This is a genomic window from Vibrio sp. Isolate34 (assembly GCF_022397915.1).
GTDB lineage: Bacteria > Pseudomonadota > Gammaproteobacteria > Enterobacterales > Vibrionaceae > Vibrio.
This window is the reverse complement of record NZ_JAKEUO010000024.1, coordinates 18,352-44,043: the sequence shown is the minus strand read 5'-3', so window position 1 is coordinate 44,043 and position 25,692 is coordinate 18,352. Positions and strand designations below refer to the sequence as shown.

The window sequence follows — 25,692 nt, the reverse complement described above, 5'->3', positions numbered from 1 at the left end:
AAGGAAAAACTTATTACTCCTTTGATCAAGAATGCTTCTATAGAAAGAGAACGCAAAAATTATCAAAATAGCAGAGACGATCATCTCTGTGCTAATGAACGCGATCGAGGATGTAATTATTGACAGTATTGGTGACATAGTGATCTCAACGAGCTAGTAATTGGGTAATTTCTTCTGGGGTAAAAATCTGTTCCGCGATAAATCCGGGAAGGTGCTCAGCATCGCTGCGAACGACACCATTGACCACGATTGGATCAACTAATCTGACGCTATACATCAACCCATCGTGACTATCATTGTCGCTAGCCACTTTCAGAGAAGTTTCACTCGGAAACTCTCGAAGCAACGTGGCTTGCAATGATGATTTAGTCCACCTGAACGATTTGGTTGCACAAAAAGATTGACCAAACTCCTCACGTGACAACTTCCATGCGTGGTTAACCGTGATTATTCTCTCTAATAATTTGTCTATGCGTACGTTCATCACCACCCCTTCCTAAGATGATTAGCATTAGTTTTGTATCCTTCAAGAAAGTCATTAACGCTCACGATATCCCATCCACACTCGTTCGCTTCTTCAATATCTAAATTGGATATTGCAACGCCAAATTTCACATCTGGCCACGCTAATTCAACCTTGGATATAAGATCATCAAATTCATCTCTTACGTAATATGCAACTTCGGGAAGCTTGAAGTTCTGCCTTTTACATGCATGCAATACACCATGAACACCAGGGTCAGCGAAGCCAAATAGTTCAGACCACCCATCAACATTTTCTAGTAAGCCTTGCTCTTTTCGAAGTTGGTTGATTAATTGACGTTCAGAGTGCCTTAATGCCATGTGCGAATGAAATGGCTGCTTACTATGACAATCGATACAAAGTGCTTTCAGGTTGTTAATGCTGTTGTCTGGTTTAACACCATTGATGTGATGTACGTGAAGCAACGCTCTGTTTGAGCGCATATTGACTTTACACTCTTCACATTGAAAGTCTTGCTCTACTCGGTAATGAGAAGAAACTTTCGCCCAGTCTTCGGTATAATCTGTTTCTGCATTATCAGACTTCCTCGATGGCATATGAGGAAAGAATGAGCTGTACGTTTGAAAAAACTCAGCCATATTAAAGTTTGATAAAATTTCGCCTCGGTTACCTCCAGTTGTCCAACTTTTATAATTTAGCTGGGTAAGGCAGTTTTGGCAGACTTTAAGCTTAGCCTTCCCTTCAACTGAACTCCCTAAATAACCTTTACTACCTGAGATTGTAAACTCGCCGGAAATGTCATTGGTTGCTACATACCTTTCAAATCTACCTTCTGCTCTCATTTTTTTGAGGGTACTACAGTCCGATACATGATAACGATTACCTGTTCCTGGTGTGTTTATCACTGACTGCGCATTACCACCATGATCCTTGATATATAAAAGAACCTGGCGACCCTTGTAGCTTAGTAAGCCTGAATCGACGTCTACGTCTTTTAATTCAACGTCTTTCCCTTCTGCAAGCTCTAGATCAATTTTATCAATCGAAGTCTCTTGAAATTCAAGGAGAAAGTCCCCTTTTTCATCAGGCTCCATTTGATCCACAGCTTTAATTAGGCTGCCAAAATTAACGGTTAATTTCATTCGGCACCTAAAATCTTAAGAATCTGTTCTTCTGCGTTTGTTACAATACGAAACGAGACTCGTCTAGAGCGCTGCTCGTCCTCTCTTCCTTTGCTTGTAAGGATTAGTTTTGAGGATGAATACCCTACTGCCGCAACGTTACTTTTCACCCAATCGTAATGCTGATTTTTAACGGCGTCTAATGCCATTGTATAGCTTAATACGGCCCTTGTTCTCGATTGAGATAAGCGCATATTATTGAAGTATGCTTCGTTATCGCTTGAATCATGATTCCAGCGACTTGATGTATGACCTTCAATCTTAATCTCTTGAATAATTGGCTTAAAGTTATCTAATGTATCAAGATAACGTGGAAAGAAGTCATCCAGTATCATTTGAAACTGACTCGTTAAGTTCGCACGGCCATTAGCGAATAAAACCTCAGGAGCTGTAAAGTTGACACTGAGTGTATCCCTATCAATCTCAGCTCCCCAAGTATCTAAATCTTTCGCAAACTCTTCAAGCAAAGCAATATAAATTGCTTGCTGGGTCTGCTGATAAGTTTCAGCTACTTCTTTAATTTTATCCCTTTCCTGCATTGCATCACGCATCAAGGCAACAGAAATAAAAAGGAAGACCATCATTAACCCAGCCATTAAGTCGGATACAGAGAGCCAGTGCTCTCCGCCATCACTTTTAGAGCTGCTTTTTCCTATTACTCTTTCCATTATTAGCTAGCCATTTTTGTGTTCACAACATTCGACATTTCATGCACAAGCTGACGGTAGTCTCGAGTAAACTGTTGAGTCACAGTAGCTAACGCTTCACCCATTTCACTCATTGTGCGGTTTATTTCTTGCTGCATTTGTAAGTCCAGAACTTCGACCTGTTTCTCAACAGCGCTTCCTGTACGCCCTACAGATTCGGTAATTTGATCTTCTAAACTATCAAAGGTTCGACGAACCGCTTGTGCCTGGACTTGGAAGACGTCTTCTAGAGTCGTCTCTAAACGGTCCTGAAGCTTGGTGAATGCCGCAGTTGTTTCAGATTGAATGTCACGAGTGCTGGATAGTAACTCTTGGTTTGCTTCTTTCAGTACCTTACCCGTCTCTCGCGAATCTTCTTTAATGTCCGCAACTAGAACGCGCAATTGGCCATTTAACTCTGTGATTGAATCTTCTAAGTGTTGGCGAATCTGTTCGGTAGTGTCGGTTAGATGACTAGTTACATTACTTAGACCACCCGTTGCTGTTCCTACTTGCTCTTGGATATCGGAAGAAGCTTCAACCAGTTTACCTCCAATATCATGTGCACTTTGAGTCAGTTGAGTAGAGATTTCCTGCGCACCAGACTCAAGGTTAGATCGCATCGCTGTCATACTGTCATCGGTTGTTTTTACAAACTGTTCTGATGCAGTCGCTAAAGCAGTAGAGATTTCAACGGTTTTGCTATCCAAGTTAGCCGTTAAATTATCAGCACCTTCACTGAAACGTTGATTCAAATTATCAACACCTGTTTCTATATTAGTGCGCATATTTTCAACACTATCTGTTGCTGTAGTGCTAAAGCTATCAATTATGCCCTGTGATTCTTTGAGCATTTTTTCATAATGATCGGATGCGGCTTTAACAGATGTATCAATTGTTGACATTGTAGAGTCAAGCTGTTGTTTGATTTCTGGCATTGCCTCTACAGCTTTGTCTTTAAGCTCAGAGAAGCCTTTCATCCGCTCTTCTAACTCTGTTACTTGACCATGACCAAGCTCCATTACTTCATGCAGCTTTTCCATAGTTGCTGGTATAGTTTCTGCACGTTCATTAATGCTAGCAACAGACTTCTCAGTAGAGCTAATCGCATCTACACCTAACTGATATTTTGTCGACATATCTTCTAGTTGTAATCGGTAATTCTCTTGCCATTCCACTAGCTTCTTAACTGATTCGTCAAGGCGCTTAAAGTTTTCACCGAATTGTTCAGTGAGCTTGTCATTAAACTCTACAATCACTTCTTTTAAAGCGTTGATCACTTGTTCAGTAGCAGACTTTGATAACAATTCTCCAAACTCATTCATCTTGTTCCATAGTTGATTAGCAAACTGTTCATCATTTACTTCTTTTTGCTTTAATTGCGCCATAACATTTCTATTTCCATCATTAATATCAGTTCGCAAATTTTTGATTTGAGAAGTTAACGACGAATCTTCTGTACCTTGAATTGAGCTAACCAGCAGCTTTGTTGATTCAAGTTGTGCATTCATCACATTGTAGATTTCACTTGGCCCAACATCTTCGATTACTTCGTCGTCAGTACGTGTTAAAAGACCATTTATCCCTTTAAACAAGATGGATAGAAACATACCAACTAAACTTGTTAAAAAAGCCGTCTTAAGACCAGCTAGCAACAAAGTTATTGAGTCATCAATATTCGCGGGATCAAACTCCATTAAGCCAACGACGATACCAGTAAACGTTCCTAGAATACCTAACGATGTCAATAAATTAGGACAGCTAGCTACAAACCCAGAATAGGCCGATTTATAACTAAAAAATAACCCCAAGCCGAATACTGCCATGATGATTAGTATGAATAGATCCGATATTGCGGGTGCGGTGTAAGCGGCGATCATAGAAGCGATGAAATCTGACATTATTTATTTTTACCAATGTTTGTAGTTAGTTAATGGGGTTCCGTTTCCCGCGTTTATACCCAGTTCTTCACAGCAGTACTTATAGTGCTTTGGAGCTATTCCGTTCACTGTAGCTCCATTCGCATGGGTGTTTTTCGATCTAAGTAAGTGAAAGTCGTTCCATTTATTTTTCTGTTCTATGTACTGGTTCACCTCATGTAACTGAGATGCTCCAATACGATGGAAAATATTTATATAATTACTTAATTGCTCTTCTTCACTGTCTGAATCTCTAGCTGCGCTAGTACTAATAATATGATTTTCGACACTCCCCTTACTTTGTAGGGAAGGTACATGGACATTTTCTTGACTTACATTGCGTCCTAAATACATCTCAAGAAAATTACAATCTATCGAAATATTTTTGGTCAGATACCCAGACAATGAAGTCGACAATATGGTTTTTACATGATTTGAGTACTCTATATCTATGTAAAAACCACCAAGGGGTCTCGAGATAACGTTGATTATCTTCCCTTTGCCCCATTGACGATGGAAAATTGATATCGAATGTTCAGGCCGAAATATGTCTGCTAAATTGAACATCGGATCTGACAGCAAAGCCATTAATTGCGTATCAACATTTTCCACGCCATCAATCTCCTAGCAACTCAGGCACATCTGTAATACCAGAATCACCGATTGTATTAACGCCATCTATTCTAGTGCCGTCACAATCTATAAAGATCTGCCCATTTCTTCGTATTTGAGTACACTCGTCAGGAATGATTTCAACTTCTTTCTCAACAATAGTTTCAACTTCGACTTCTTTTTCAATGATTTTTTCTACTTCAACTTCCGTTAATACTTCTTTAATTAACGGCTCTTCAGTAGCCCAGCGATAAGCTCGATATACCCCAATAGCTAAAAGTGCCGCAATAAGTAATAGGACAAATGCTTTCAGTAGTTGGTTTAGCCAAAATGCCGCTCGCTTTTGTTTTGTACGCCAACGGCGCTCTTTAGCTTTCGAGTTCAGCCTTTCTTCGGCTCTTTCTAAATCACGCAGTTTTGAATCAGCTTCATACTGCATTGCTTTAAGTTTCTCTTGCTCAATCGTTATACGCTGCTGAGCATGAAGCGCTGATATTGCTTCAGTATGTTCATCACTTAGCGTTGCAGTACTTTGGTCTGTTTTTGTATCTGCGATATCGCTAACTAATTTTTCACTTTCCAATAACTGCTTTAAACGCTCAGTTTCCTGTTCAATTTCTTCAAGTTCCGTCTCGTGTTGTTTACGCTGCTGAACTCGTTTCCATTTCAGTCTGTTCCACTCTTGAAGTTTCGTCAGATCCAGGCTTTGCATTTAGTAATTCCTCTAGCTCGTTTGCTGTAATATCTTCTGGGATAGGGACAATTCGTTCGTGAATAATGATCTGAGGCTCTTTAACTATCATCGGCTCACTAACTTTATGAATCTTGTCGATATACACAGGTACTTCTATCTCTACAGGAACTTCTACGAATTTCTCGACAATTTTTTCGACTTCTTTCTCTACTTCAACTATTTTCTCGACTTCTTTTACTACTTCAACTTCTACATTTATTATTTTTTCCACTTCAATTATTTTGTCTACTTCAACTTCAACAGGAACTTCTACAATTCGTTCTACTTCTTTTTCAACTTCGACTGGAACTTCAACAATTTTATCGACTTCAACAGTCTTCGTTCTACGATGTGCCCAGACTCTAAAATATTTAATCATGCGATTATAAAACGCTAGTCGATAGTCCTTTTGCTTTGCCTTTTTGTTCTTCTTCGTTTTTCTAATTTCTTTATGCTCTTCGGTATTAAGGCTTACCAGCAAATTCAGAATAAAATACACAGGGTAAATAATCATAGAAATAAACGATACAAATACACCAAACGGGTTACTAGGAGTTAAGCCAAACCAAGATGACACTTGTAATACAATACTCTCATACACTTCTTTCTTTTGGTTAAACGATGTTTCAGTACCAGCATAGCTATTTCGTGACTCTACAATTTCAAGCTCCATTCCTGATACTCTACTATCAATATCAATGAGTTCACTTTCGAGCCTACGTATCCGCTCACTGTTACCTTCTTTATCTTTTTGGTGAACCGCCATATTGTGTGAAAGCGTATCGATTTGCTGTTGATAGTTTTCTACCGAAACTCGACAATCTTCAACAGCGTTACAATCAAGTTGGGTTAAACGTCTGTCACTTGATTTAGTACTTAGCTCAGATATTTTTTGATTACTTTCTGATAGGGATATATCAATACGTTGATTTGAAGATCTTAAGTTTGAGAGCTCTCTAGATATATTTTCTCGTCGTATTTCTAAGCTATTTATTAGCTCATTACGGTTATCATTGATGACAATTTCACTCTCTACAGTGCTAATTTCACTTGTCGCTAGAGAATTAAGGTAACTGTTAATCCCTGAATAACATAAAAACCAAAATGCTGGCACCAAAATGAATATCATCATTTTTAGTAAACGGCTTGTTGTATACCAGTTTTTGATTACCTGAGAGGTCCAAACCAATACCGCAGCTTCAGTAAAAAACAGGAGTGCAGAGAAAGGGTTTATCGAGAAATCATCATTTGGAAACAAAATATCGTAACCAAGTATATTAAACCATACGATTAGAGCACCTAATATGAACAGCATTATTTGGATCAACATGTCGTCATTATGCCTATTTGCTTTTTCAATCATTTATAAATATCTACCATTAAGTAATCATTAGCATCTTCCGTAGTTAAGATTAACATGTCATCCCGACCGTAATTTTTCATAAACTTATTAAATAGTGTAGGGTCGCCATCGATCTCTATCCAAAATGGTATATATCTTTCATACATGGCTGAAATAATTTCAGGCGTGTCTTCTATTTGGGGAAGATAAGGTCGATGAAAGCCTACCTCAGCACCAGACTGCATTCTTTTAGTCGTGCCTGACGCAAAAATGAACCCACACGCAGAATAACAACGCATGTGCTTGTCACTATCTGAGCTCCAATTATTTTCTTGCATATAACGACCTACAAGCATTGCCTCATGCATCAGACCACCAGGGCTATGGATCATAATTCGATCTAGCTCAATATTGCGGAGTTTATAGTGGTCAACATAGCGTATAAACTTTTGAAAGGTGCCTTCTGCTATTTTACCTTCGCCGTATAAGTAGTAACCCTTCGAATCTTCACCGAGCAAAAACATAATACCCATACTTGCTGATAGTGGATGCTCTAAATGCTCAGGGGCTTGGATACTTGGCAACGTTTTGGGTAATTTAGCCTTTTCAACTTCTTTGAAGGGAGGGTGAAAGCCAGGTTCATTTATCTCTTCACCCTCCAAGGGGTTCTCTTCAGTAACAGTACTACTTGCGATATTTGTTTTCTTTTCATTCCCCTTCTCGCTTTCTGGCCCTAAAGGTGAATTAGATACATTACTTGTCTCAGGTTGTTTTTCAGTTGTTGAGCTTTGTTCATCTCCAAGGCTACGCTCATTTGGGCTCTCGTGCTCCAAAATCAGAGTATCAGTATCTGGTGTTTTATTTTGCACGTCTTGATTAGAAGCGATCTTACTTCGTTCCTGCACCTCGTCGCGACTTTCATTACCTGAGGATGCTAGGCCACTGTTAGTTGTAGTGAGCTCAGATGACTGAGTTACATGAGAATCTGACGTACAGCCAAACAACAGGCTTAAAGGCAATAGGCTAAACGTAATCGCGCGGTGAATTGACATTATATTATGCTTCAGTACTTTTAGTGTCATCTGTTGTATTCAAGGAGTCAGCTAATAAACGGTTAACTAACCAGTTGATACTTCTATCTTGCTCTTCTGCTAACTTTTGTATCTCTGCATATACTTCTTCATCAAAACGGATTGTTATACGTGGTTTACTCATTATGACCTTTCACTATTGTGGTGCGAACCGGTGCAGTATAGTGTTAACTTATTTCTATTTCTGGAATTTCACTTATTCCAAAGTTTGTTAAAACGTACTTAGATTTTGCCAAGACTTTGACGCTCAACAAGTGTATTCCCATGACCTAGAAAATGTTAATATCGTCACATTAATTGCTGATGTGGCTATGGGTGACTTGGATTGTGCCTTTGGTACCCCAAAATCGAATTTCATCACTTGGTACCCCACCTGATACCCCACCAGCCTAACCATAAAAACAAAAGGTAATAAATACATATGGTTGCAAGTAAAATTCAATGGTTTCCGGGTCACATGCATAAAGCCCGCAAAGAAATCGAAGAAGTTATCCCACAGGTTGATGTGATCATCGAAGTACTGGACGCTCGTATTCCGTTCAGTAGTGAAAACCCAATGATCTCTTCACTGCGCGGCGATAAGCCTTGTGTAAAAGTGTTGAACAAACGTGACCTTGCGGATCCTGAACTGACTCAGCGTTGGATTGAGCACTTCGAGAAAGAGCAAGGCGTTAAAGCGATTGCAATTACTACCAGCGTTAAAGAAGAAGTTAACCACGTCATGGAGTTGGTTCGCAAACTTGCACCGCACCGTGAACAGATGGGTAAAAACATTCGCACTATGATCATGGGTATTCCTAACGTAGGTAAATCAACCATCATCAACTGCTTAGCTGGACGTACAATCGCGGTAACAGGTAACCAACCTGCGGTAACTCGTCGCCAGCAACGTATCAACCTGCAGAACGGCGTGATCCTTTCAGATACTCCAGGAATCCTATGGCCTAAAGTGGAAAATCCACACAGTGGCTTCCGCCTAGCAGCAACGGGCGCTGTGAAAGACACGGCGATGGAATATGATGAAGTGGCATTCTACACAGTTGAGTACCTAGCAAAGCAATACCCTCACCTATTGCAAGAACGTTACCAAATCGAAGAGTTGCCAGAATCAGACATCGAGTTGATGGAAGCGATTGGCCGCAAGCGTGGTGCACTTCGTGCAGGTGGTCATATCGACCTTCACAAATGTTCTGAGATTCTACTTCACGAACTGCGTAACGGTACTTTAGGTAAAATTACTCTAGAGCTACCTGAAATGATCACTAAAGAATTGGTTGAAGTTGAAGAAGCGGCAGCACTAAAAGCTGAACAGCAAGCGAAGAAGAAAGAAGAGCGTCGTAAACGTTACTTGAAGAACAAGCGTTAATCGCGATTAGCTTTCTAAGTGTTTTTTATTAACCACTCTCGCACCTGCTACTAAGATATTCGCGTTCTATATACTTTAGAACGTGAATATTGTCCCCATGGTTTGTTGATCTAGCTAACATACTGACAAATCTATAGAAACTGCCGTTTACAATCACAAACACTGTGACATACTACGCAAATTATTGTGTATCAATTACGGCTAGCTTTTCAATGCGCTCCTATTCTGGGTTCAAAAATCAGAGATTTAAAACCTATTTCGATAATGAAATCTATTTGCCGTACATAAATTTCATCTACATCCCGATCTCAATATTCTGCGCTTTTATTGTCACCGACTACATCCATTTTGGTACAGAGTGCCTCGGCCCCGTCATTTCACGATTCATACTCTTTATATTAATGATGGTTGTCGCCAGATATTGCATTAAAAACAAAACCAACGTTTTAGAACTCGTCGAGAGCATATTCCTTGTTATTAGCTCACTGTTTTTGATCTATGTTGGTCGACTGGCTGTTGAGCTGAACAATTTCGATTACCAAGGTGGCATCATTCTCGTCATGATCTACATCGGCACCTTTTCAAGATTGTCTGCCAAGTACAGCATCACAACGCTTTCTTTTATCTTTTCCTCCTATCTTATTGGCCTCGCTCCATTGCTCTATGAAGCAGAACCTAAACATGAGATAGAGACCATTTCAGTCTACCTTTCTGCCTACATCCTAATCTCGGCTGCTTGTATTAGGCGTGACTTAGAAGTGCATAAGCGTTTCGCGCAATCAGAACAACTGCGCAAACAAGCGATACAGCTGCGTAAACAGTCTAATATGTTCGAAGCCCTTTCCTATCAAGATGCACTTACGGGTTGCTACAACCGCCTGTACCTTCATCAAGTGATAGAACCGAGTATCAATCGTCAGCTATCGATTACATCAATCATGATCGATATCGACCATTTCAAATCGATTAATGACACCTACGGGCACCAAATGGGCGATATGGTAATCAAAGAATTGGCGGAAGAGATTCAAAAGAGATTGCCAAACGGTAGCAACTGTTTTCGATATGGCGGTGAAGAGTTTCTCGTAATGGTGCAAGGCGAAACGGAAGCGTCAATAAAATCATTGGTTGACTCCCTTCTAGCGTCCCCATCTCGTCTGAGGTTAGAAGTCACCATTTCGATCGGAGTAAAGTATGCGCCGCTCGCTATTGGCTCTGTCGAGCAGCTCATCGACGATGCTGACCAAGCGCTCTACATATCGAAGAAAAACGGCAGGAACCAAGTTACTTGGTGTGATTAGCCGTTTTTATCAAGCTCTACTATTCCCTCTCATAATGATTACAGCGATTAAAAAGCCCCGAGCAATTAAATGCTCGGGGCTTTGACTTTTCGGTTTCAGTTTTAACGTGTCTTCAGTAAAAATCTGCATTAAAACAAAAAACTTATATTCAAAATAACTCTTATTCAGCCAACTCTTCGTCAGCAAGAAAATATTAAGAATACGCTGCGCTGGCTGTCTTCTGTTCCAGTTCGACCGGAGAACCCCACGAGATGACTTTTTCGTTCACTTGGCTGCCACACGGTGCGTTCCAAACCTGTTCCAGCTCTTCTTTACCACCAATCGCTTCATAGAATGCAATGGCTTGATGGTTTTCAGACATCACCTCTAGGTAAAGCCCTGAGTCAGAATAGTATTGCTGTAACCATTTCGACAGTTCAGACAATAAGCGCTTACCTACGCCGCGACCGCGATAATTATTATCTACATGTAATGCATCGATGAACGTGCCACGCTCAAAGTTGTGATTACCAAACGCACAGACAAAACCAACCAGTAAACCGCCTTCCTCAAGCAGTAAAACATGTTGGTTGAAAGGAGGATTTATCAAACGAGTCTGCCAAATAACAGATCTGTCCTCCAAAACATCATGTTCTAGGTAATCATCAGCAAGAATGCCACGGTAATATAGCTTCCAGCTATCCGCATGTAATTGGGCAATCCGCTCATAATCTTTATATTCAGCTACCTTAATTTCCATTTATTAGCCCTTAGTACTTCCATTTATGACTTGCTACTACATTTCACACTACCTTTATACAATATTTAAGCAAAACATACTAATACACGTTTACACTTTCAATATTGACTTACACGTGTACGCTGATATTCTAGCGCACAGATGTAAGCCCAATGGAAATTTGCTAATGAATAGTGCTGACAAACCATCAACAAAAAAGCCGCCGTTAATCTGGCTTAATATTTTTGTATTCTCTTTTAGTATGCTGCTTGCTGTTGTTGCGGCTCCCGTTTATGGCTACTTTTTTGGCTATGGAATGGAGCACTGGATATGGCTAGCGATCTGTTTTACGTTTTGTAATCTGTCGATCACGACGGGCTATCACCGTTTATGGTCTCACAAGGCATTTGAAGCACATTCAAGCCTAAGATTCCTATTTGCTTTGGGTGGTGCCTTTGCCCTGCAGAACAGCGCTCTCCATTGGTCTTCCGATCACCGAGTGCATCATAAGCATGTCGATAACAATGACAAAGACCCGTACTCTGCGAAACGCGGCTTTTGGTACTCGCACATTGGTTGGATGATTCGTAACTACAGCACTTCAATGTATGAAAACTATGAAAACTGTCGTGACCTGAAGAAAGACAAGATCGTAATGTGGCAGCACAAGCACTACGTTCTTCTAGCGTTGATCATGAACTTCGGTGTTCCTATCGCATTAGGCGTGATTTACGGTGACGTGATTGGCATGTTGTTAATCGTAGGTGCGGTTCGTTTGGTCCTTAACCACCACACAACATTCTTCATTAATTCTCTTGCTCACATCTGGGGTAGCCAACCTTTTACTGACAAAAACACAGCGCGTGATAACGGTGTGCTAGCAGTACTCACTTTCGGCGAAGGCTACCACAACTTCCACCACATCTTTGAGAATGACTACCGCAATGGCATTTACTGGTGGCAATACGATCCAACCAAATGGTTGATTAAGAGTGCTTCATTGATGGGCTTAGCAAGCAAACTAAAGAAAACACCTCAAGCCCGCATTGAAAAAGCTGAAGCGACCATGCTACTTAAGCGCACACAGCAAAAGATCATGCACCGTGCCGACAAGCAACAAATCGCAGACAAGCTTCAACAAGAGTTTGATGCTCTAGTGTCAAACATGAATGAGTACTACGAAGTTAAAAAGCAGTTACTTGAAAGCAAGCGTGAAGACGTGGTGAAAAAATACGAACACTCTGTACTTAAAGTTCGTTATCAGCAAATCAAGATGAACTTCGAACAGCAGAAGAAAAATTGGGCGATGACGGTTGAGCAGTATGCTTAAGCCAAAACAATACGTTTAACACACCAATAACAAAGCTGTTTGCTTATTGTTCGAAAGCCCCTGACAGATATGCCACTAGCTTTATGTTCTCAAACTCAAATTGTGGATGCCAAGAGCCATAGTTATTGGATTTCCGAGCTCTTTCTTCAATCTAAAATATGGCTATATTACTGGAACTTATCGAGTTTAAAGCCGAGGAATTGAAAATGAGCAAGCTGACTATTATAGCAACGATCGTCTCTAAAGAAGACAAAACTGAGTTAGTTAAATCAGAGATGATTAAACTGATCGATAAAACCCGTGTTGAAGACGGCTGTATTAACTACGATCTGCACCAAGATAACAGTAACCCTGCTCACTTTGTTTTTCATGAGAACTGGGAGTCTGAAGCTCATCTAGAGAAACACTTAGCGAGCCAACACATCGCTGACTACATGGCTGCGACTGAAGGTTGTATTGAAACCTTCATGCTTAACAAAATGACGCATATTGCTTAGCCAGTCACTCAATACTGATTCAATAAAAGCCCTGCTCTGATTGCAGGGTTTGTCTTTTCTACCAGCTTATATCTGCTCGTTCTAATAATGAAAAAACCCGCCAGAGTAGCGGGTATGGTCAATAATCATGACTGTCAAAGACAGATAGGTAACAACCATCAATCCAATACTGAGTACCACTTTACAGTGGCACTCTGACATTTCTTTTGCTGTTCGCTAGCACGGGGGCACTAGTTAAAAGCACGAGCCAAAATGCCATTCCCTTGATATTGGTAAACACTTGAATTACTACTTACAAAGACCGACTCTCCGGGCTTAAGAGAAACTGACCGTCCTTCTGAAGTCACGGTCGCCTCTCCTTCCACACAGAACAAGATCTCCGCGCTACGTAGATACTGTGACTTGCTCTCATCAGTCGCAGACAAGATATCAAAGCCAAAGTCATCCACTGGAATTGGATAGCTCATCTTGCCCTCTTTCAATACAGGCTTAAGGCGGATATCTTCTGGCTTAATCGGCTCAAAGATCGTGTTGTCGATAAGCTCAGGGACATCGATATATTTGGGAGTGAGACCGGCACGCAGCACATTGTCTGAGTTTGCCATAATCTCTAAACCCGTACCTTGAACATAAGCATGTGGGGTCTCTGCGAATAGGAACATGGCTTCACCGGGTGCGAGTTCGACCGTGTTAAGCATTAATGGCGCAAATAGGCCAATATCACCTGGATAATACTGCTTGAACTCAATGCTGTATTGAAGAGCTTCACGCCCCATGACCGTTTTGGCTGGTCGCGCATGTGCAGCATAAAGCTCATTAAGCGCAGACGCTTTGCGGTGACCTTCAAGAGACATAATGGCGCTAAAGAAAGACTTCAAAGAATCACTGTCGTCATTGGCTTTTAGTACATTAAGCTCAATCGCTAACGAAGGAATATCTGCTTCTTCGAACAAGGCTATGATATCGTTGATTGGACGAAAGCCATTCATCGCTTTGTAGAAGGTCAACGCATAAACTAGCTCAGGTTTGTGGTTTGGATCTTTGTAGTTACGATTTGACGCATTCAAAGGGATGCCGAGTGCGTTCTCACGCTCAAAACCTAATTCAGATTTACGCTTGTTCGGGTGAACCTGAATCGATAGCGGTGTTTCAGCGGCCAACACCTTAAACAAGAAAGGTAATCCACCGAAACGTGCTGCCGTATACCCGCCTAAGACGTCTATTTTGTTTTCATCAATCATGTGAGAAAGCGATTCACCGGTATCACCTACTTTTGAGCAACCATTTGGGTGAGCACCCATCCAGATCTCAGCTTGCGGTTCTTGATTTGGGTTCACAATACCAAACAGTTGGTTAATGGAGTCTTTGCTTCCCCATGCGTAGTTTTGAATAACGTTGTCGAGTTTAAATAGAGACATAATTACTTCTCATTAAAAATCTGGCCACCAAGCTTGAGCGTGGCGGCGATATTACGGGCAGTGCGAGTCAGGTTTTGATTCGCTTCTGATAAAACTTGGTCTAAAGACTGAGGTGAACGCACGGTTCCAAATAAACTAGACATTGAACCGTAAAGCTTTTCAACGTCTTTACCCAAAGAGCCAGCAATACCAATGGTTGGAATGTCCTGCTTAAGAGCACGCTGAGCGATACCAAATGGAGTCTTGCCTTGCAGGGTTTGGTTATCCATCTGCCCTTCACCTGTCACAACCAATGAAGCACCTTCAAGTACCTTATCCGCATCCAACGCATCCAGTACCATCTCGATACCCGCTTTAATTTGGATGTTAAACGCTAAGCTTAGTCCTAACGGCGTGCCACCAGCTGCACCAAAGCCCGTGCTGTCGCGATGATTAACACCGGTGTGGGCCAGAGCAATATCGGCAAAGTGCCCAATGGCAGCATCAAGTTGTTGAACTTGAATTTGTGATGCACCTTTTTGTGGACCAAACACGGCACTTGCTCCGCTTTCGCCACATAATGGGTTATTCACATCACACGCGACTACGAACGTCACTTCCTTACATCTAGGGTGCAGTCCATCAAGATCGATGCTTGCTAGCTGACTTAACTCTGCGCCGCCACCAGATAACTCGTTGCCTTGCTTGTCTAATAACTTGCCTCCCAACGCTTGTAAAATGCCAGCACCTGCATCGTTGGTTGCGCTACCGCCCAAGCCGATAGTGATTTGTTCAACGCCTTGATCTAAAGCATCTTTAATCAATAGCCCTGTGCCAAACGAAGATGCGGTTAAAGGTGATCTTTCTTCTACTCTTAATCGGTCTAATCCCGATGCTTGGGCAAACTCCACCAAAGCAGTATTTACACTTTTTCCATTAACCTGTTGCTCAAGTGAAGCCCAATAAGCCGTACATTCACGTCCAATTGGATCCGTCGTTTGCAGCCGTTTTTTCTTACCATTGAGAGCCTCTAGCAACACGTCTACTGTGCCTTCTCCGCCATCGGCGAGCGGCATTTTCACAAACTCTGCGTGAGGAAAAACGTCAGCAAATCCACGCTCAATGCAAGACGCAACTTGATGAGCGTCGAGTGATTCTTTAAATGAATCAGGGGCAATTACAATTTTCATTGTCGTTCACCATTCCCGCCCACCAAGGTGAGCGGGTTATCGAAATTAGAATTTGATTTGGAATGTTTTTGCTTGGCATGATGCCAATTCGCCAAAAGACAAGTCGCCAAAGGTTTCAGTTGCTATATCACCTTCACGAACGCGTTCGTCCATGCTTGTTTCTTTCCAGCTTGAAACCGCTTGAGTGAAAGAGATTGAATCCGATACTGAACCCGTTTCTGCTGGGTTGTAGACACGCATGATCAACGCATCTTCGTCTTCAGCTTTCTTAAGCACACTTAATACCGCACCTGCTTGTTGCTTCGATAGCAAGCTGAAGCTCATCGGTAGGTTTTGTTCGCCCACATTCAGCTTCATCGCGTTATAAGGGATCTTGTTGTAGCATTCGACTTGAGTGACATTGTCACGTGCTTGCGCCATGATATTCGCGTCAATGTGATTACCTGAGAAGCCACACAGTGTGAATTCACACACTAACTTGCCGCGCACTTGTGAATCTGGGGTCGGGATCTTGATACCAGAAGGACGACCCGGACGAAGCAATAGCTCTTCTTTACCCAACACGCCGATACCACGGAACAGTGTCAGTGCGAAGGTATCTCTGTTTTCATCACCTTGAGATGCAATCACCTCAAATTCACGCAGACCATTCGACATGATCGCCATTCCTGCTTTGCCGTTTTCTAGCGCTGCAAAGTTCATTAACTGATACACAGGAACTGGCGCTTCTTTCCATTTCTCTTCTTCCCAAACCGCCATTGCAGGGTCGTTGGTCGGGCGAGTGATACAACCGAACTGGTTATCTGCAACGACAGTTTCAGAAACGAATGGCGTTGGTACTAGCACACGTACACGGTGGTCGTCGGCTTGGTTGTCTAGCTCCATGCGAACTTCGATACGGCGAGAGCCTTGTTTTAGTACCACTTGGCATTGCGCTTCTACAAAACCGTTTTGACCCGTACGTTCTTCACGCTCTGCCAGGTTTGCAGGCACGTTCATACGGAAAGCGATGTTCGCTACCGATTGGAAGCCTTGGTGGTCAATCGATGTTTCTACCGGGAATTCATCTGAGTACAACAGCCACTCTTGACGAGATGGTGAGTAATCGTACTCATCGCCGTCATCAGAAGCGTCTTCTAAACGAAGTACTTGGTCGAATACTTGCTCTGTTTCTTTATCGAAAATAGTCAGAGTACCGTTGTCGTTTACATTGATTCGGTAGTATTCGTTCTCTAGCAAGTAGTCTTTCTGCTCAGCGACTTTTACAGCACCCTTCTCGTTGCCTTGGATGTGTAACGTGGTGAAGCCCATCGCTGGTACAGTGCGTTTGATTTGAATATCAAACTCCATGAACGGGTCGTAGTTTCCGTAGTGAACAATTTGACGGTCTACTTTACCTGGGTCGATTTGGCGCTTGTCTTGGATGAAGTACTCAACTGGGTTTTCGTTTTCATCAAAGATAGAAAATTCTTGAGCACGGTTAGTGATGGTTGTGTTCACCACTTCTTCACGCTCATACGGAGAAAGGTTAAACATCGCCAGTTTGTCGCAACCTTCGCGATCCGGCATATGGTCAACGATTTTACGTTTGTAAAAGTGGATTAGGTTTGTCGCCATGTCGTCCGCAAGGATGTAACGGTTTAAGATTTCAGCGTGTACCTTGTCTGAACAACAGCAACCAATAGAGTCATGAGCGTGGTTCTTCATGCTCTCTTTCCACATTTTCTCAATCAAACCGTGGTGGTATTCAAAGCCTAATGTCCAAGCGATAGACGCTAGAGGTTCTAAGATGTTTACAATCTTGTTTTCGATTTCCGCGTGGATCAGTTTGATGTCCATACGTGTTGACGAAATCGTGCGGTGAACACGCATGTATTTACCGTCGTTGAATTCGCCTTTGATTGTGTCGAGTTGGTCGCGTGCTGCTTCTACTTTCTCAAACACTTCTTCGTAACGACTCATTGAGAACTCGCGATCTGGGTAGATTTCGCGAAGCTTGTCCATGACTTCAAAGATGTCTTTTTGAATTGGCATTTGGTCGTGACCATTCGGCAACAAGATGTCTTTGGTTACCGATGGTTTCTCTAGCACTGGGAAGTACTTATCTAGACGAGCACGCAGGCCTTCTTCATCTTGTGGAAGGTATTTACCAATCGCGTAACCCAGCGGAAGCACTTGTGCCGTTACTTCACTGCCGTCGTTTGACTGCCATAAGAATTCTGTTTTGTTGGTGCCGTGACGCTCTGAACAACCACGCCAGAACATTGCACGCGTGATATCGAAGCCGTTGTAGATCATCGGCAGCTGAGAGCTCATGCTGAATGAATCTGGTAGGTAACCAATCTTCATTGCATCACCAAACTTCATACAGTCGCGAATGCCATACATCATGTTACGTACAATCGACTCACCAGAAACTTGCATTGTGTCGGTTTGAGAATACCAAGGGCCAATAATTAGCTTGCCCGCTTCAACCAATGCTTTTACGCGTTCTGTGTTCTCTGGTTTGATCGCGAAGTAATCTTCTAGCACGGCAGTTTGACCATCTAGAACGTAGTATTTGTATTCTGGATCGCTCTCCAGACGGTTCATGATTTCTTCCATGTTGTTCACTAGAAGAATACGAGACTCTTCTGTTGTGAAATACCATTCACGATCCCAGTGCATGTGTGGAGTAATATGTACGCGTGATGTAGTCATAATCATTTACCTAAATGTGTCGCTTCGAGTAAATCCTAAATTCGAACTCAAATACGACTAAATTAAATTTTTTCAAGGGGTTAAAATTGGCTGCCACTAAATTTAGGGTGCAGAAAACCACGCCCAGAATCTGTGTGAATAAAACCGTTAGGAGCACAGGTATTTAGGACAGCCAAGTTGTTCGTTATTTTTTATATGGTGTTTTTAATGACGAGCTATAAGTGAGCTCAAAATTCAGTTAGTTCTGTGTTGCAGCACTTGCTTCAAACTTACCCTTTTTTACAGCGTGACCACGCCACATCAGAAGAGTAATGGTTGAAATCACTGTGCCGACAATCGCAGCACCGAACCAGATTGCAGCAGCAGAGAATGCGCCCAAACCTGAATCGTGTAACAAGAAGATAGAGAAGATACCTGCGCCCGGAGTTGATAGACCAATACCTGCCGCACCAACCATTGCACCAGTTACTACAGAGCCTAGTAAGAATGAGCCGATTACACGGATTGGATCTTCAATCGCCATTGGGATTGCACCTTCAGTAATACCCGCAAGGCCAAGTAGCCATGTAGATTTACCGGTTTCAATCTCAAAGTCTTTGAATAGACGTGGAGCAATCATGGTTGAAGCCGTTACGGTGAATGCCGATACCATTTTTACTGAGCCAAAGATTGCATAAGGACCATAAACACCGTTCGCCATTGCACCTAAACAGAATGCGTAAGCAGCTTTGTTTACCGGGCCACCTAAATCGAATGATACAAACAGACCTAGAATCGCACCCAATAACAACGCATTGGTGCCTGACATACCGTTCAACCAGTCCGTTAGACCTTGGTTTAAGAACGCAACAGGTTTACCAATCACAAACAGCATCAAGCTACCCGCTACCAAAGTACCAATCACAGGGTAAAGGTAGAAAGTAAGGAAACCGTTAAACGCAGGACCCAAGCGAACATGCTCTTTTACCCAACGCATTACGTAACCAGCAATCAAACCACCAACAACACCGCCTAGGAAACCTGAACCAATGATGTTTGCAGCAATACCCGCAGCAAAACCAGGACCAAGTGCCGGTTTGTCGGCTAATGAGTAAGCTGTGTAAGCTGCCAGTACTGGCACCATTAATGTACCTAATAGGCCGCCACCTAGTTTACGATACATCCACAACCAAGAATCTTTTGTTGCGTAAAGCTCTTGCAGGTCAAAAATTTGCGCGATAAGAACAGCAACCGCAAGAACAGTACCACCAGCAACGATAAGAGGAACTGCGTAAGAAATACCAGAAAGCAGCGCTTGTTTAAGCTCTGTTTTCAGTGGCACTTTCTTAGGTTTGTCATCAGTAGCCACTGTGCGTTCTGCACCGTTGCCTTTTTTAGCCTCTTCGATCGCGTCGTTTAGAATGCGCTCACCGTGTTTAATCGGTTCTGCAACTGGCGTTTCAACACGAGGGATTCCATTAAAACGATCCGCTTCTTTAATCGCGACTTCAGCAGCAAAAACACACGCCACGGCATTGTTTAATTGCTCAGCCGTCAAACGATCTTCAATGCCATTTGCACCCTGCTTTTCAACATGAACCTTGTAGCCAAGCTTTTTACCTGCCTTTTCAAGGTATTCTGCAGCCATATAGGTATGAGCAATGCCTGCAGGGCACGCAGTCACACATACAATTGTCGGCGCATTTGTATCTAAGTTGTCTTGTTTCTCTTCTTGCTGATTATCGCCATCAAGAAGTGCGAAGATTTCATCAGCGGTTGTTGCTTTTAATACCGCTTCACGAACATCGTCATCAACCAATGTGGTTGTCAGTTCGGTCAGCAGGTGCATATGGGTAGAACCCGCTTCTGCATTTGGAATGGCAATTAGGAAGATAAGATTCACATCTTCGTCTTCATCCAAGCCTTTCCATTTCATGTCTTCTTTCAATGTTGCAACAGCGAAACCAGCTTCTTTAACCGCGTCAGTCTTGCCGTGCGGTACTGCTAGGCCTTCGCCAAGCGCTGTCGGGCCTTGCTCTTCACGAGCAAATACTGCATCAAGATACTCTTGCTTGTTGTGCAGTTTGCCTTGCTGATTCAGTTGGTCAGCAAGTGCGTAAATCGCTTCTTCTCGACTGCTAAAAGTAGTTTGCAGATTTACGAGCGACTTATTCGTTAGAGTAGTAAGTTTCATAACCTTTGTCCCATAGTCACGGATTAGTACGACAGTCGTCCCTGTCGACGAGATGAATAATACAACTTCAAGACATTTAATCCGTGATCACGATCTCACCAATACATATTTGTATTTAATTTGTATTTAAACTGTATTGGTAAATCCTTTAAGAAAGCTTGTTATGTATCGTTTAATTTGTATTATATGTACTACAAAACGCCGATACGATGCTCACACTAACCTTTAAAGCAAGGCTTATATAGAGCAAAATTACGTATTTAAGGTACAGGTTGTTAATCAAAGTCTAGTTGTCCTAGCGCACAAATGAGGCAAAAATGGCAAGACTCCCTATGTATCGCCAAATCGCCGATGCAATAAGAGAAAAGATCAGTTCTGGAGAATATAAAGTTGGAGAAGCACTCCCAACGGAAGCGCAATTGCGTGAAGTATTCTCGGTAAGCCGCGTAACGGTTAGGCAAGCACTGAAACTACTGATCGAAAACGATGAGCTTGAAAGCGTTCAAGGCAGCGGAACTTACGTCAAAGAGAACAAGATCAATTACGACATCTACAAACAGTCGAGCTTTCAAGAAAAGTGGGCGCATTTGGATGTCGTTACCCACAGTGAGGTTTTGGCTTTTGAAATGAAGCCCTGTTCTCTAGCGATGTCTGAACACTTAGATATCAAAGAAGGTGAATTGGTTTTCTACGTAAAGCGTGTCCGTTTCATCGACAACAACCCAATCACGGTTGAAGAAACCTGGTTGCCTGTTGCTCTGTTCCCAGACCTTACGTATCAAGTGATGCAAACATCAAAATACGACTTTATTGAAAACACCAAAGGCATGGTGATTGATCGAAGTGAGCAAGAACTGGTGCCGATCCTTCCACCAGAAGATGTAGCTCATCAGTTAGGAATCGACCCTGCTCAACCGATTATTGAAAAACGTACTCGTGGTTATCTCGCCAATAACACCGTATTTGAATACAGTCGCAACTACTTCACATCTAACGATTACCGATTCACTTTAGTCGCCAGACGCCAAAGATAAGACTTAATCTAGCGCTGCACCTAACCAACACAGAGGACGCCTGTTCTCTGTGTAAATGCGCACTTCCTGCTCGTAACACCAGTTTCATCCTCCCCAAATATTCCTAAACCGATATCAAACAACCTCACGAAAGATCATTCACCTTCATTCAAATACCGTTCGCACGCTTTGACCATAAAATGAACACCCAATGACAAGAGCAACCGTCGACAGGAATGTAGATGAATACCAAACAACTTGAGGACGCGGTCAATGAAGTGACCTTGTTCAATCAACACCTGCACTTAATCCAATCCGTCCATACCATTCCTACACCAAAAGTGAATTGGGAGTCGATTTCAATGGAACCGGCACCTGTAATGCCAACGGTTCGCTTCGACCATAAAGTCAAAGCCATGGAAGCGCTCGACGAGTACAAACCCAACTGGCTCGACATGCTGTTGGGCAACAAATCCAAATTGTATTCTCTCACTGCCAATATTGAGAGAGCGGCTGAGAAAGACATCGAACAATACAAAACTGAATTTGTACATTGGGTGCAGAACTACAGCTACTGGGCCAAAGGCAATCGATTGTCGAAAGGTGTTTTGAATAACGATAGCCAAGCGAAGCTGTCTGCCCTTTCTGAAGCGCAACAGAACCCTATCAACGCCGCAGTGGTCGACACTAAATTGATCAACCATAACTTTAATACCTACAAGAATGGTCACCTGCTAGAAATCAACATTCAGGTTAATAAGCACAACGTCATCCCTAAAGAGAAAAAGGTATTGTGCCAAGGTGAGGTAAAGCTAGAGACCTTCTCCCTATCTGAAAGTAATGCCTTGTATCGAGAGTATGTGTGTAGCTGTGTTCTTAAATGTGCTCAGGACTCTTTCAATGTCTTACCCGAGACAAGCGTGGTAATCAATGTTGAGCAGGTTTCTCCTAGTCATTCCAACGAAACCATTCTTTCGTGCCATATCGAGAAAGGCTTGCTGGAGTTCTTATTGATTGAAGACGACAAACCTTCTGAGTTCCTTGAGTTCTTTGTGCACATTGAAGATTTCAACCCTCATCGTGGCAACGGGTTCTCTGAGATTAAAACTATCTTCTCCCCTTTGCCTATCGCGTCGTAACTCGGTTCACCTTTCGACTCGCTCACTGACTACTCATCACGACTAACTCTTGGTTGGTCGTGTTCAATCATTTATATACCTAACCATTATGTCGACCTACGCTATCTCAAGAACAACACGTCCAATAACAAACACAGCTTTAAGCAAGCTCTATTTCAGCCCGCTGCCTTTGGTCGCAATGGTCTTATCCATGCCACTTTTCGCTGAAGAAACGGTACCGACCGAAGAGCCCGTACTTACGGAACCACTTGAGCTTACAGAGCAACTTGACCTTACAGAAGAACAAACCTTACAAGATGAAGCCATATTGGAAGAAAAGTCGGAATTAGAAGACGAATCACCGTTTACGACGTTAACCAAATTGGGTTTTATCTACTCTCAAAACACCAGTTCATCTTTGTCTATCAATTCTGGAATATCCGTAGGCTACAAAAAAGAAAACTGGGGGCAACGAGTCCAGTTCGACACCTATTATACGGATGCTGAAAATGATGAAGATGGAACGAATCGCTATACCACCAACTATGGCATTAGTTATGACTTGAACGAGGTGACTTACTTAGTCGCGACAACCCGTTTTGAACACGATCACTATGGCACCTATCGTAAACAATTCATTACCGCGACCGGGTTGGGTCGTCACTTTTACGATACCGAAAGAATCAAGCTTCAAGGCTCTGCGGGTCCGGGTTACCGAATCAGTAAACGACAATCCTCCGATGAAGAATTTCCGAACAAAGAGAACTATGAACTGATCGTTAATGCCAGTGTTGATGGCTCGCTAACACTCACAGAAACGTTGTCTATGGGTGCAACCGCAAACATGGCCTACGGTGAAGAGAACACAAACTACAACCTCAAGGGCCATCTAAAGAACATTCTGATGTGCAATTTAGCACTGACGTTTGATACCGAATACATTTACAACACCACTGTTGCCTCAGACCAAAGTAACAGCGAGATCTACAGCTCAATGAATCTAAACTACGACTTTTAAGAAAAGTTTCCCCCATCGAGCATGCAAAAGGATTTGCGTGATCGTCCAGCAAATCATTACTAGGTTCTATAAAAAACCTCGTTTCATTGACCCAACACCTACTTCCATTACTTAGAAAAATTGTATTGAGATGTGTTTTTGGAATCGATCGCTCAAAGCTCTGTCAGATAAATGTAAAACCACTCTTGGACCAATGAAAATCCCGTAATTTATCGCTAAAGTCCACCCACCTTTTGTATTACAAATTACTTTTTATGTTCAAATCTCAACAAACTTTAAAATACTTCAAGATTGCTGCACTTATTTCTAGCGGTTTATTACTCGCGGGCTGTGAAGCTAACGCAAAAAGCGATCAAGCAGACCTTACAACATGTACCGACTGTAACTGGAACATAGAGCAATGGAAAATCACCCTTCCTGTCAGTGGCGACGATCACTACAACAATGGTCGTAGCAGCGCAGCCGAGCTCATCCCCCAAGAATGTAATGGTAAAGAGTACTTAACCAACGGCACCAATCTCCCTTGGTTCTCTCGTGAATCAGTTAACGGGAAAGAGCGTCTCAAATTTACAGTAGATCTTGGCGGCCAAGTTTCTACTACACCAAACACAAAATACGTTCGCTCAGAACTTCGTGAGCTCTACAACTATGATTCCAAAAATCGTTGCAGCACTAAAGAGCAAAACTGGGCAGTAACAGGAACACATGAATTAAAAGCAACACTGAGCGTTGATCAATTTCCGGATAAAGAAGTAACGGGTAGTGACCCAAAAGTGGTTCTTGGCCAAATCCATGGTAAAGACATTAAGCAAGCACTCGTGAAATTGCAGTGGGATGGTGAAAACAAACCAGTACGTGTCGTTCTAAATGATTCCTTTCTGTCAGGAAACAAAGTTTGTAGTGACTGTAAGCCTTTTAGTGTCAACCTAGGCTATGCACCTGCGAACCTCGATTGGGATTACACAATTCGTCTCAACGACCAGGGTATTTACCTTTCAACACTCATTAATGATGAATTAACAGAGCAGTTCTTACCTTGGGGTATCGAAACAGAAGACCGCGATGGCAACAAAGTGACCCTTTCAAAGGCATGGTTAGAGGAAGAGTATTACTTTAAAGCTGGCCTTTACGCTCAAATAAAACCTTCAAGAGAGTTTGCAGGGCAAGTGTTCTCGGTCAGTTTCGCGAAGATCAATATTGATCATAACTAATCACGGTTAACTAAGTCTTAGATACAACGAACAGCAGGGTCTAACCCGATAAGCTCCCGCTCTCATAAAACAGCGCATTGATTCCTTCAGTCATGCGCTGTTTTTGTTTTTAGTCACCAATATAGAACCTTCTTGTTCTTGTTATCGAAAACTGCTCAACAGTTACATGCGTCCAATTGCGCGTTTGTTGTTCCCAGAAATCATGGGGTATGATACGCAAACATTTGGATTCTCTATTCATTATCAAGCGAACAAAGACACATCTTTGCGCCTTCATACTGATGCGTCTTCTGTTACGCTCAACATAAATCTGAATTTACCCGATGAAGCGTTTTCAGGCTCTGCACTCAACTTTTATGACCCTGCAACGGGCAAAATGAATGAGGCGACATTTACACCCGGCATGGCAATGATCCACCGAGGAAACGTAGCACACGCCGCGTTGCCAATTACCAGTGGTGAGCGATCTAACTTCGTATTGTGGTTGTATGGCGACCGCGGACAGATCCCACAGCACAACTCAGGATTGGAATCGGTAGACGCTCATCAGCGTTGGACTGTCCCTACGGTTGTGCCTGACAGCTTCGCGCCATTTTAGATAGGTTCCACCAT

The 25,692-nt window shown here is 42.4% G+C and carries 21 protein-coding genes and 2 pseudogenes; 9 read left to right on the top strand and 14 right to left on the bottom strand.

Annotated features, from left to right (window positions below; genetic code table 11):
• Positions 1–145: 145 nt before the first annotated feature.
• From L1D22_RS19800 to L1D22_RS19760, 9 genes are read right to left on the bottom strand one after another with little or no spacing between them, the layout of a single operon-like run.
• On the bottom strand, positions 146–484 hold the full coding sequence (locus tag L1D22_RS19800; protein ID WP_239830965.1) for a hypothetical protein: 339 nt from the start codon (positions 482–484) through the stop codon (positions 146–148).
• Positions 484–1,626 carry an HNH endonuclease signature motif containing protein gene (locus tag L1D22_RS19795; protein WP_239830954.1) on the bottom strand — a complete coding sequence of 381 codons (1,143 nt, stop codon included), beginning with the start codon at positions 1,624–1,626 and terminating at the stop codon, positions 484–486. The genes L1D22_RS19800 and L1D22_RS19795 overlap by 1 nt, the downstream gene beginning before the upstream one ends.
• Positions 1,623–2,333, bottom strand: a complete 711-nt coding sequence (locus L1D22_RS19790) for an OmpA family protein (RefSeq protein ID WP_239830953.1) — start codon at positions 2,331–2,333, stop codon at positions 1,623–1,625. Before L1D22_RS19790 ends, L1D22_RS19795 begins: the two co-directional genes overlap by 4 nt.
• Positions 2,334–2,335: 2 nt before the next feature.
• A complete protein-coding gene (locus tag L1D22_RS19785; protein ID WP_239830952.1) occupies positions 2,336–4,252 on the bottom strand; it encodes a MotA/TolQ/ExbB proton channel family protein in 1,917 nt (638 codons plus the stop codon).
• Between the two features lie 9 nt (positions 4,253–4,261).
• Positions 4,262–4,882: a hypothetical protein gene (locus tag L1D22_RS19780; protein WP_239830951.1), complete on the bottom strand. Its 621-nt coding sequence runs from the start codon at positions 4,880–4,882 to the stop codon at positions 4,262–4,264.
• A 4-nt stretch (positions 4,883–4,886) separates the two neighbouring features.
• Positions 4,887–5,594, bottom strand: a complete 708-nt coding sequence (locus tag L1D22_RS19775; RefSeq protein ID WP_239830950.1) for a hypothetical protein — start codon at positions 5,592–5,594, stop codon at positions 4,887–4,889.
• Positions 5,524–6,978, bottom strand: coding sequence for a hypothetical protein (locus tag L1D22_RS19770; protein ID WP_239830949.1), 1,455 nt, complete (start codon positions 6,976–6,978; stop codon positions 5,524–5,526). The genes L1D22_RS19775 and L1D22_RS19770 overlap by 71 nt, the downstream gene beginning before the upstream one ends.
• Entirely contained in the window at positions 6,975–8,009 is a 1,035-nt protein-coding gene (locus L1D22_RS19765) for a hypothetical protein (protein WP_239830948.1), read from the bottom strand. Before L1D22_RS19765 ends, L1D22_RS19770 begins: the two co-directional genes overlap by 4 nt.
• A gap of 4 nt (positions 8,010–8,013) precedes the next feature.
• Complete coding sequence (locus L1D22_RS19760; protein WP_239830947.1) at positions 8,014–8,172, bottom strand: ribbon-helix-helix protein, CopG family; 159 nt, start codon at positions 8,170–8,172, stop codon at positions 8,014–8,016.
• A gap of 297 nt (positions 8,173–8,469) precedes the next feature.
• Here L1D22_RS19760 and ylqF point away from each other — a divergent pair, with 297 nt between their 5' ends.
• Both ylqF and L1D22_RS19750 read left to right on the top strand, forming a co-directional pair.
• Entirely contained in the window at positions 8,470–9,414 is a 945-nt protein-coding gene (gene ylqF / locus L1D22_RS19755; protein WP_239830946.1) for a ribosome biogenesis GTPase YlqF, read from the top strand.
• Between the two features lie 275 nt (positions 9,415–9,689).
• Complete coding sequence (locus L1D22_RS19750) at positions 9,690–10,715, top strand: GGDEF domain-containing protein (protein WP_239830945.1); 1,026 nt, start codon at positions 9,690–9,692, stop codon at positions 10,713–10,715.
• Between the two features lie 193 nt (positions 10,716–10,908).
• Here L1D22_RS19750 and L1D22_RS19745 read toward each other — a convergent pair whose 3' ends face one another.
• Positions 10,909–11,454 (bottom strand): GNAT family N-acetyltransferase, encoded by a 546-nt coding sequence (locus tag L1D22_RS19745; RefSeq protein ID WP_017633065.1) that lies wholly within the window; start codon positions 11,452–11,454, stop codon positions 10,909–10,911.
• A gap of 166 nt (positions 11,455–11,620) precedes the next feature.
• Here L1D22_RS19745 and L1D22_RS19740 point away from each other — a divergent pair, with 166 nt between their 5' ends.
• Together L1D22_RS19740 and L1D22_RS19735 are read left to right on the top strand one after the other, a co-directional pair.
• The gene (locus L1D22_RS19740; protein WP_017633064.1) at positions 11,621–12,763 is read left to right on the top strand and encodes a fatty acid desaturase; all 1,143 of its coding nucleotides are present in this window, start codon (positions 11,621–11,623) and stop codon (positions 12,761–12,763) included.
• A 206-nt stretch (positions 12,764–12,969) separates the two neighbouring features.
• A complete protein-coding gene (locus tag L1D22_RS19735; RefSeq protein WP_123300793.1) occupies positions 12,970–13,260 on the top strand; it encodes a putative quinol monooxygenase in 291 nt (96 codons plus the stop codon).
• 230 nt (positions 13,261–13,490) lie between these two features.
• On the opposite strand, the gene manA is transcribed toward L1D22_RS19735, so the two are convergent.
• The 4 genes from manA to mngA form a co-directional block, all read right to left on the bottom strand.
• Positions 13,491–14,678, bottom strand: a complete 1,188-nt coding sequence (gene manA, locus L1D22_RS19730) for a mannose-6-phosphate isomerase, class I (protein ID WP_239830944.1) — start codon at positions 14,676–14,678, stop codon at positions 13,491–13,493.
• 2 nt (positions 14,679–14,680) lie between these two features.
• Positions 14,681–15,847 carry a glycerate kinase gene (locus tag L1D22_RS19725; protein WP_239830943.1) on the bottom strand — a complete coding sequence of 389 codons (1,167 nt, stop codon included), beginning with the start codon at positions 15,845–15,847 and terminating at the stop codon, positions 14,681–14,683.
• Positions 15,848–15,892: 45 nt separating this feature from the next.
• Positions 15,893–18,547 carry a mannosylglycerate hydrolase gene (mngB, locus tag L1D22_RS19720; protein ID WP_239830942.1) on the bottom strand — a complete coding sequence of 885 codons (2,655 nt, stop codon included), beginning with the start codon at positions 18,545–18,547 and terminating at the stop codon, positions 15,893–15,895.
• Positions 18,548–18,785: 238 nt separating this feature from the next.
• The gene (gene mngA / locus L1D22_RS19715) at positions 18,786–20,720 is read right to left on the bottom strand and encodes a PTS 2-O-a-mannosyl-D-glycerate transporter subunit IIABC (protein ID WP_239830941.1); all 1,935 of its coding nucleotides are present in this window, start codon (positions 20,718–20,720) and stop codon (positions 18,786–18,788) included.
• A 317-nt stretch (positions 20,721–21,037) separates the two neighbouring features.
• On the opposite strand from mngA, the gene L1D22_RS19710 reads away from it, so the two are divergent.
• The 5 genes and pseudogenes from L1D22_RS19710 to L1D22_RS19690 all read left to right on the top strand — a co-directional run.
• Positions 21,038–21,754, top strand: coding sequence for a GntR family transcriptional regulator (locus tag L1D22_RS19710; protein ID WP_123285640.1), 717 nt, complete (start codon positions 21,038–21,040; stop codon positions 21,752–21,754).
• Positions 21,755–21,975: 221 nt separating this feature from the next.
• Positions 21,976–22,872, top strand: coding sequence for a hypothetical protein (locus L1D22_RS19705; RefSeq protein WP_239830940.1), 897 nt, complete (start codon positions 21,976–21,978; stop codon positions 22,870–22,872).
• 178 nt (positions 22,873–23,050) lie between these two features.
• Complete coding sequence (locus L1D22_RS19700; RefSeq protein ID WP_239830964.1) at positions 23,051–23,869, top strand: DUF481 domain-containing protein; 819 nt, start codon at positions 23,051–23,053, stop codon at positions 23,867–23,869.
• Between the two features lie 211 nt (positions 23,870–24,080).
• Positions 24,081–25,080: pseudogene (locus L1D22_RS19695) on the top strand (polysaccharide lyase family 7 protein).
• Positions 25,081–25,222: 142 nt separating this feature from the next.
• Positions 25,223–25,678: pseudogene (locus L1D22_RS19690) on the top strand (2OG-Fe(II) oxygenase); the annotation flags it as partial.
• Positions 25,679–25,692: the final 14 nt, after the last annotated feature.

Excerpts from the sequence above, each read along its gene's own strand:
- L1D22_RS19735 (WP_123300793.1), top strand. The coding sequence starts at position 12,970 with ATGAGCAAGCTGACTATTATAGCAACGATCGTCTCTAAAGAAGACAAA.
- L1D22_RS19800 (WP_239830965.1), bottom strand. The coding sequence starts at position 484 with ATGAACGTACGCATAGACAAATTATTAGAGAGAATAATCACGGTTAAC.
- L1D22_RS19710 (WP_123285640.1), top strand. The coding sequence starts at position 21,038 with ATGGCAAGACTCCCTATGTATCGCCAAATCGCCGATGCAATAAGAGAA.
- L1D22_RS19765 (WP_239830948.1), bottom strand. The coding sequence starts at position 8,009 with ATGTCAATTCACCGCGCGATTACGTTTAGCCTATTGCCTTTAAGCCTG.
- L1D22_RS19745 (WP_017633065.1), bottom strand. The coding sequence starts at position 11,454 with ATGGAAATTAAGGTAGCTGAATATAAAGATTATGAGCGGATTGCCCAA.
- L1D22_RS19760 (WP_239830947.1), bottom strand. The coding sequence starts at position 8,172 with ATGAGTAAACCACGTATAACAATCCGTTTTGATGAAGAAGTATATGCA.
- ylqF (WP_239830946.1), top strand. The coding sequence starts at position 8,470 with ATGGTTGCAAGTAAAATTCAATGGTTTCCGGGTCACATGCATAAAGCC.
- mngB (WP_239830942.1), bottom strand. The coding sequence starts at position 18,547 with ATGACTACATCACGCGTACATATTACTCCACACATGCACTGGGATCGT.
- L1D22_RS19725 (WP_239830943.1), bottom strand. The coding sequence starts at position 15,847 with ATGAAAATTGTAATTGCCCCTGATTCATTTAAAGAATCACTCGACGCT.
- L1D22_RS19700 (WP_239830964.1), top strand. The coding sequence starts at position 23,051 with ATGGTCTTATCCATGCCACTTTTCGCTGAAGAAACGGTACCGACCGAA.
- L1D22_RS19740 (WP_017633064.1), top strand. The coding sequence starts at position 11,621 with ATGAATAGTGCTGACAAACCATCAACAAAAAAGCCGCCGTTAATCTGG.
- L1D22_RS19775 (WP_239830950.1), bottom strand. The coding sequence starts at position 5,594 with ATGCAAAGCCTGGATCTGACGAAACTTCAAGAGTGGAACAGACTGAAA.
- L1D22_RS19770 (WP_239830949.1), bottom strand. The coding sequence starts at position 6,978 with ATGATTGAAAAAGCAAATAGGCATAATGACGACATGTTGATCCAAATA.
- L1D22_RS19785 (WP_239830952.1), bottom strand. The coding sequence starts at position 4,252 with ATGTCAGATTTCATCGCTTCTATGATCGCCGCTTACACCGCACCCGCA.
- L1D22_RS19705 (WP_239830940.1), top strand. The coding sequence starts at position 21,976 with ATGAATACCAAACAACTTGAGGACGCGGTCAATGAAGTGACCTTGTTC.
- L1D22_RS19790 (WP_239830953.1), bottom strand. The coding sequence starts at position 2,333 with ATGGAAAGAGTAATAGGAAAAAGCAGCTCTAAAAGTGATGGCGGAGAG.
- L1D22_RS19795 (WP_239830954.1), bottom strand. The coding sequence starts at position 1,626 with ATGAAATTAACCGTTAATTTTGGCAGCCTAATTAAAGCTGTGGATCAA.
- manA (WP_239830944.1), bottom strand. The coding sequence starts at position 14,678 with ATGTCTCTATTTAAACTCGACAACGTTATTCAAAACTACGCATGGGGA.
- mngA (WP_239830941.1), bottom strand. The coding sequence starts at position 20,720 with ATGAAACTTACTACTCTAACGAATAAGTCGCTCGTAAATCTGCAAACT.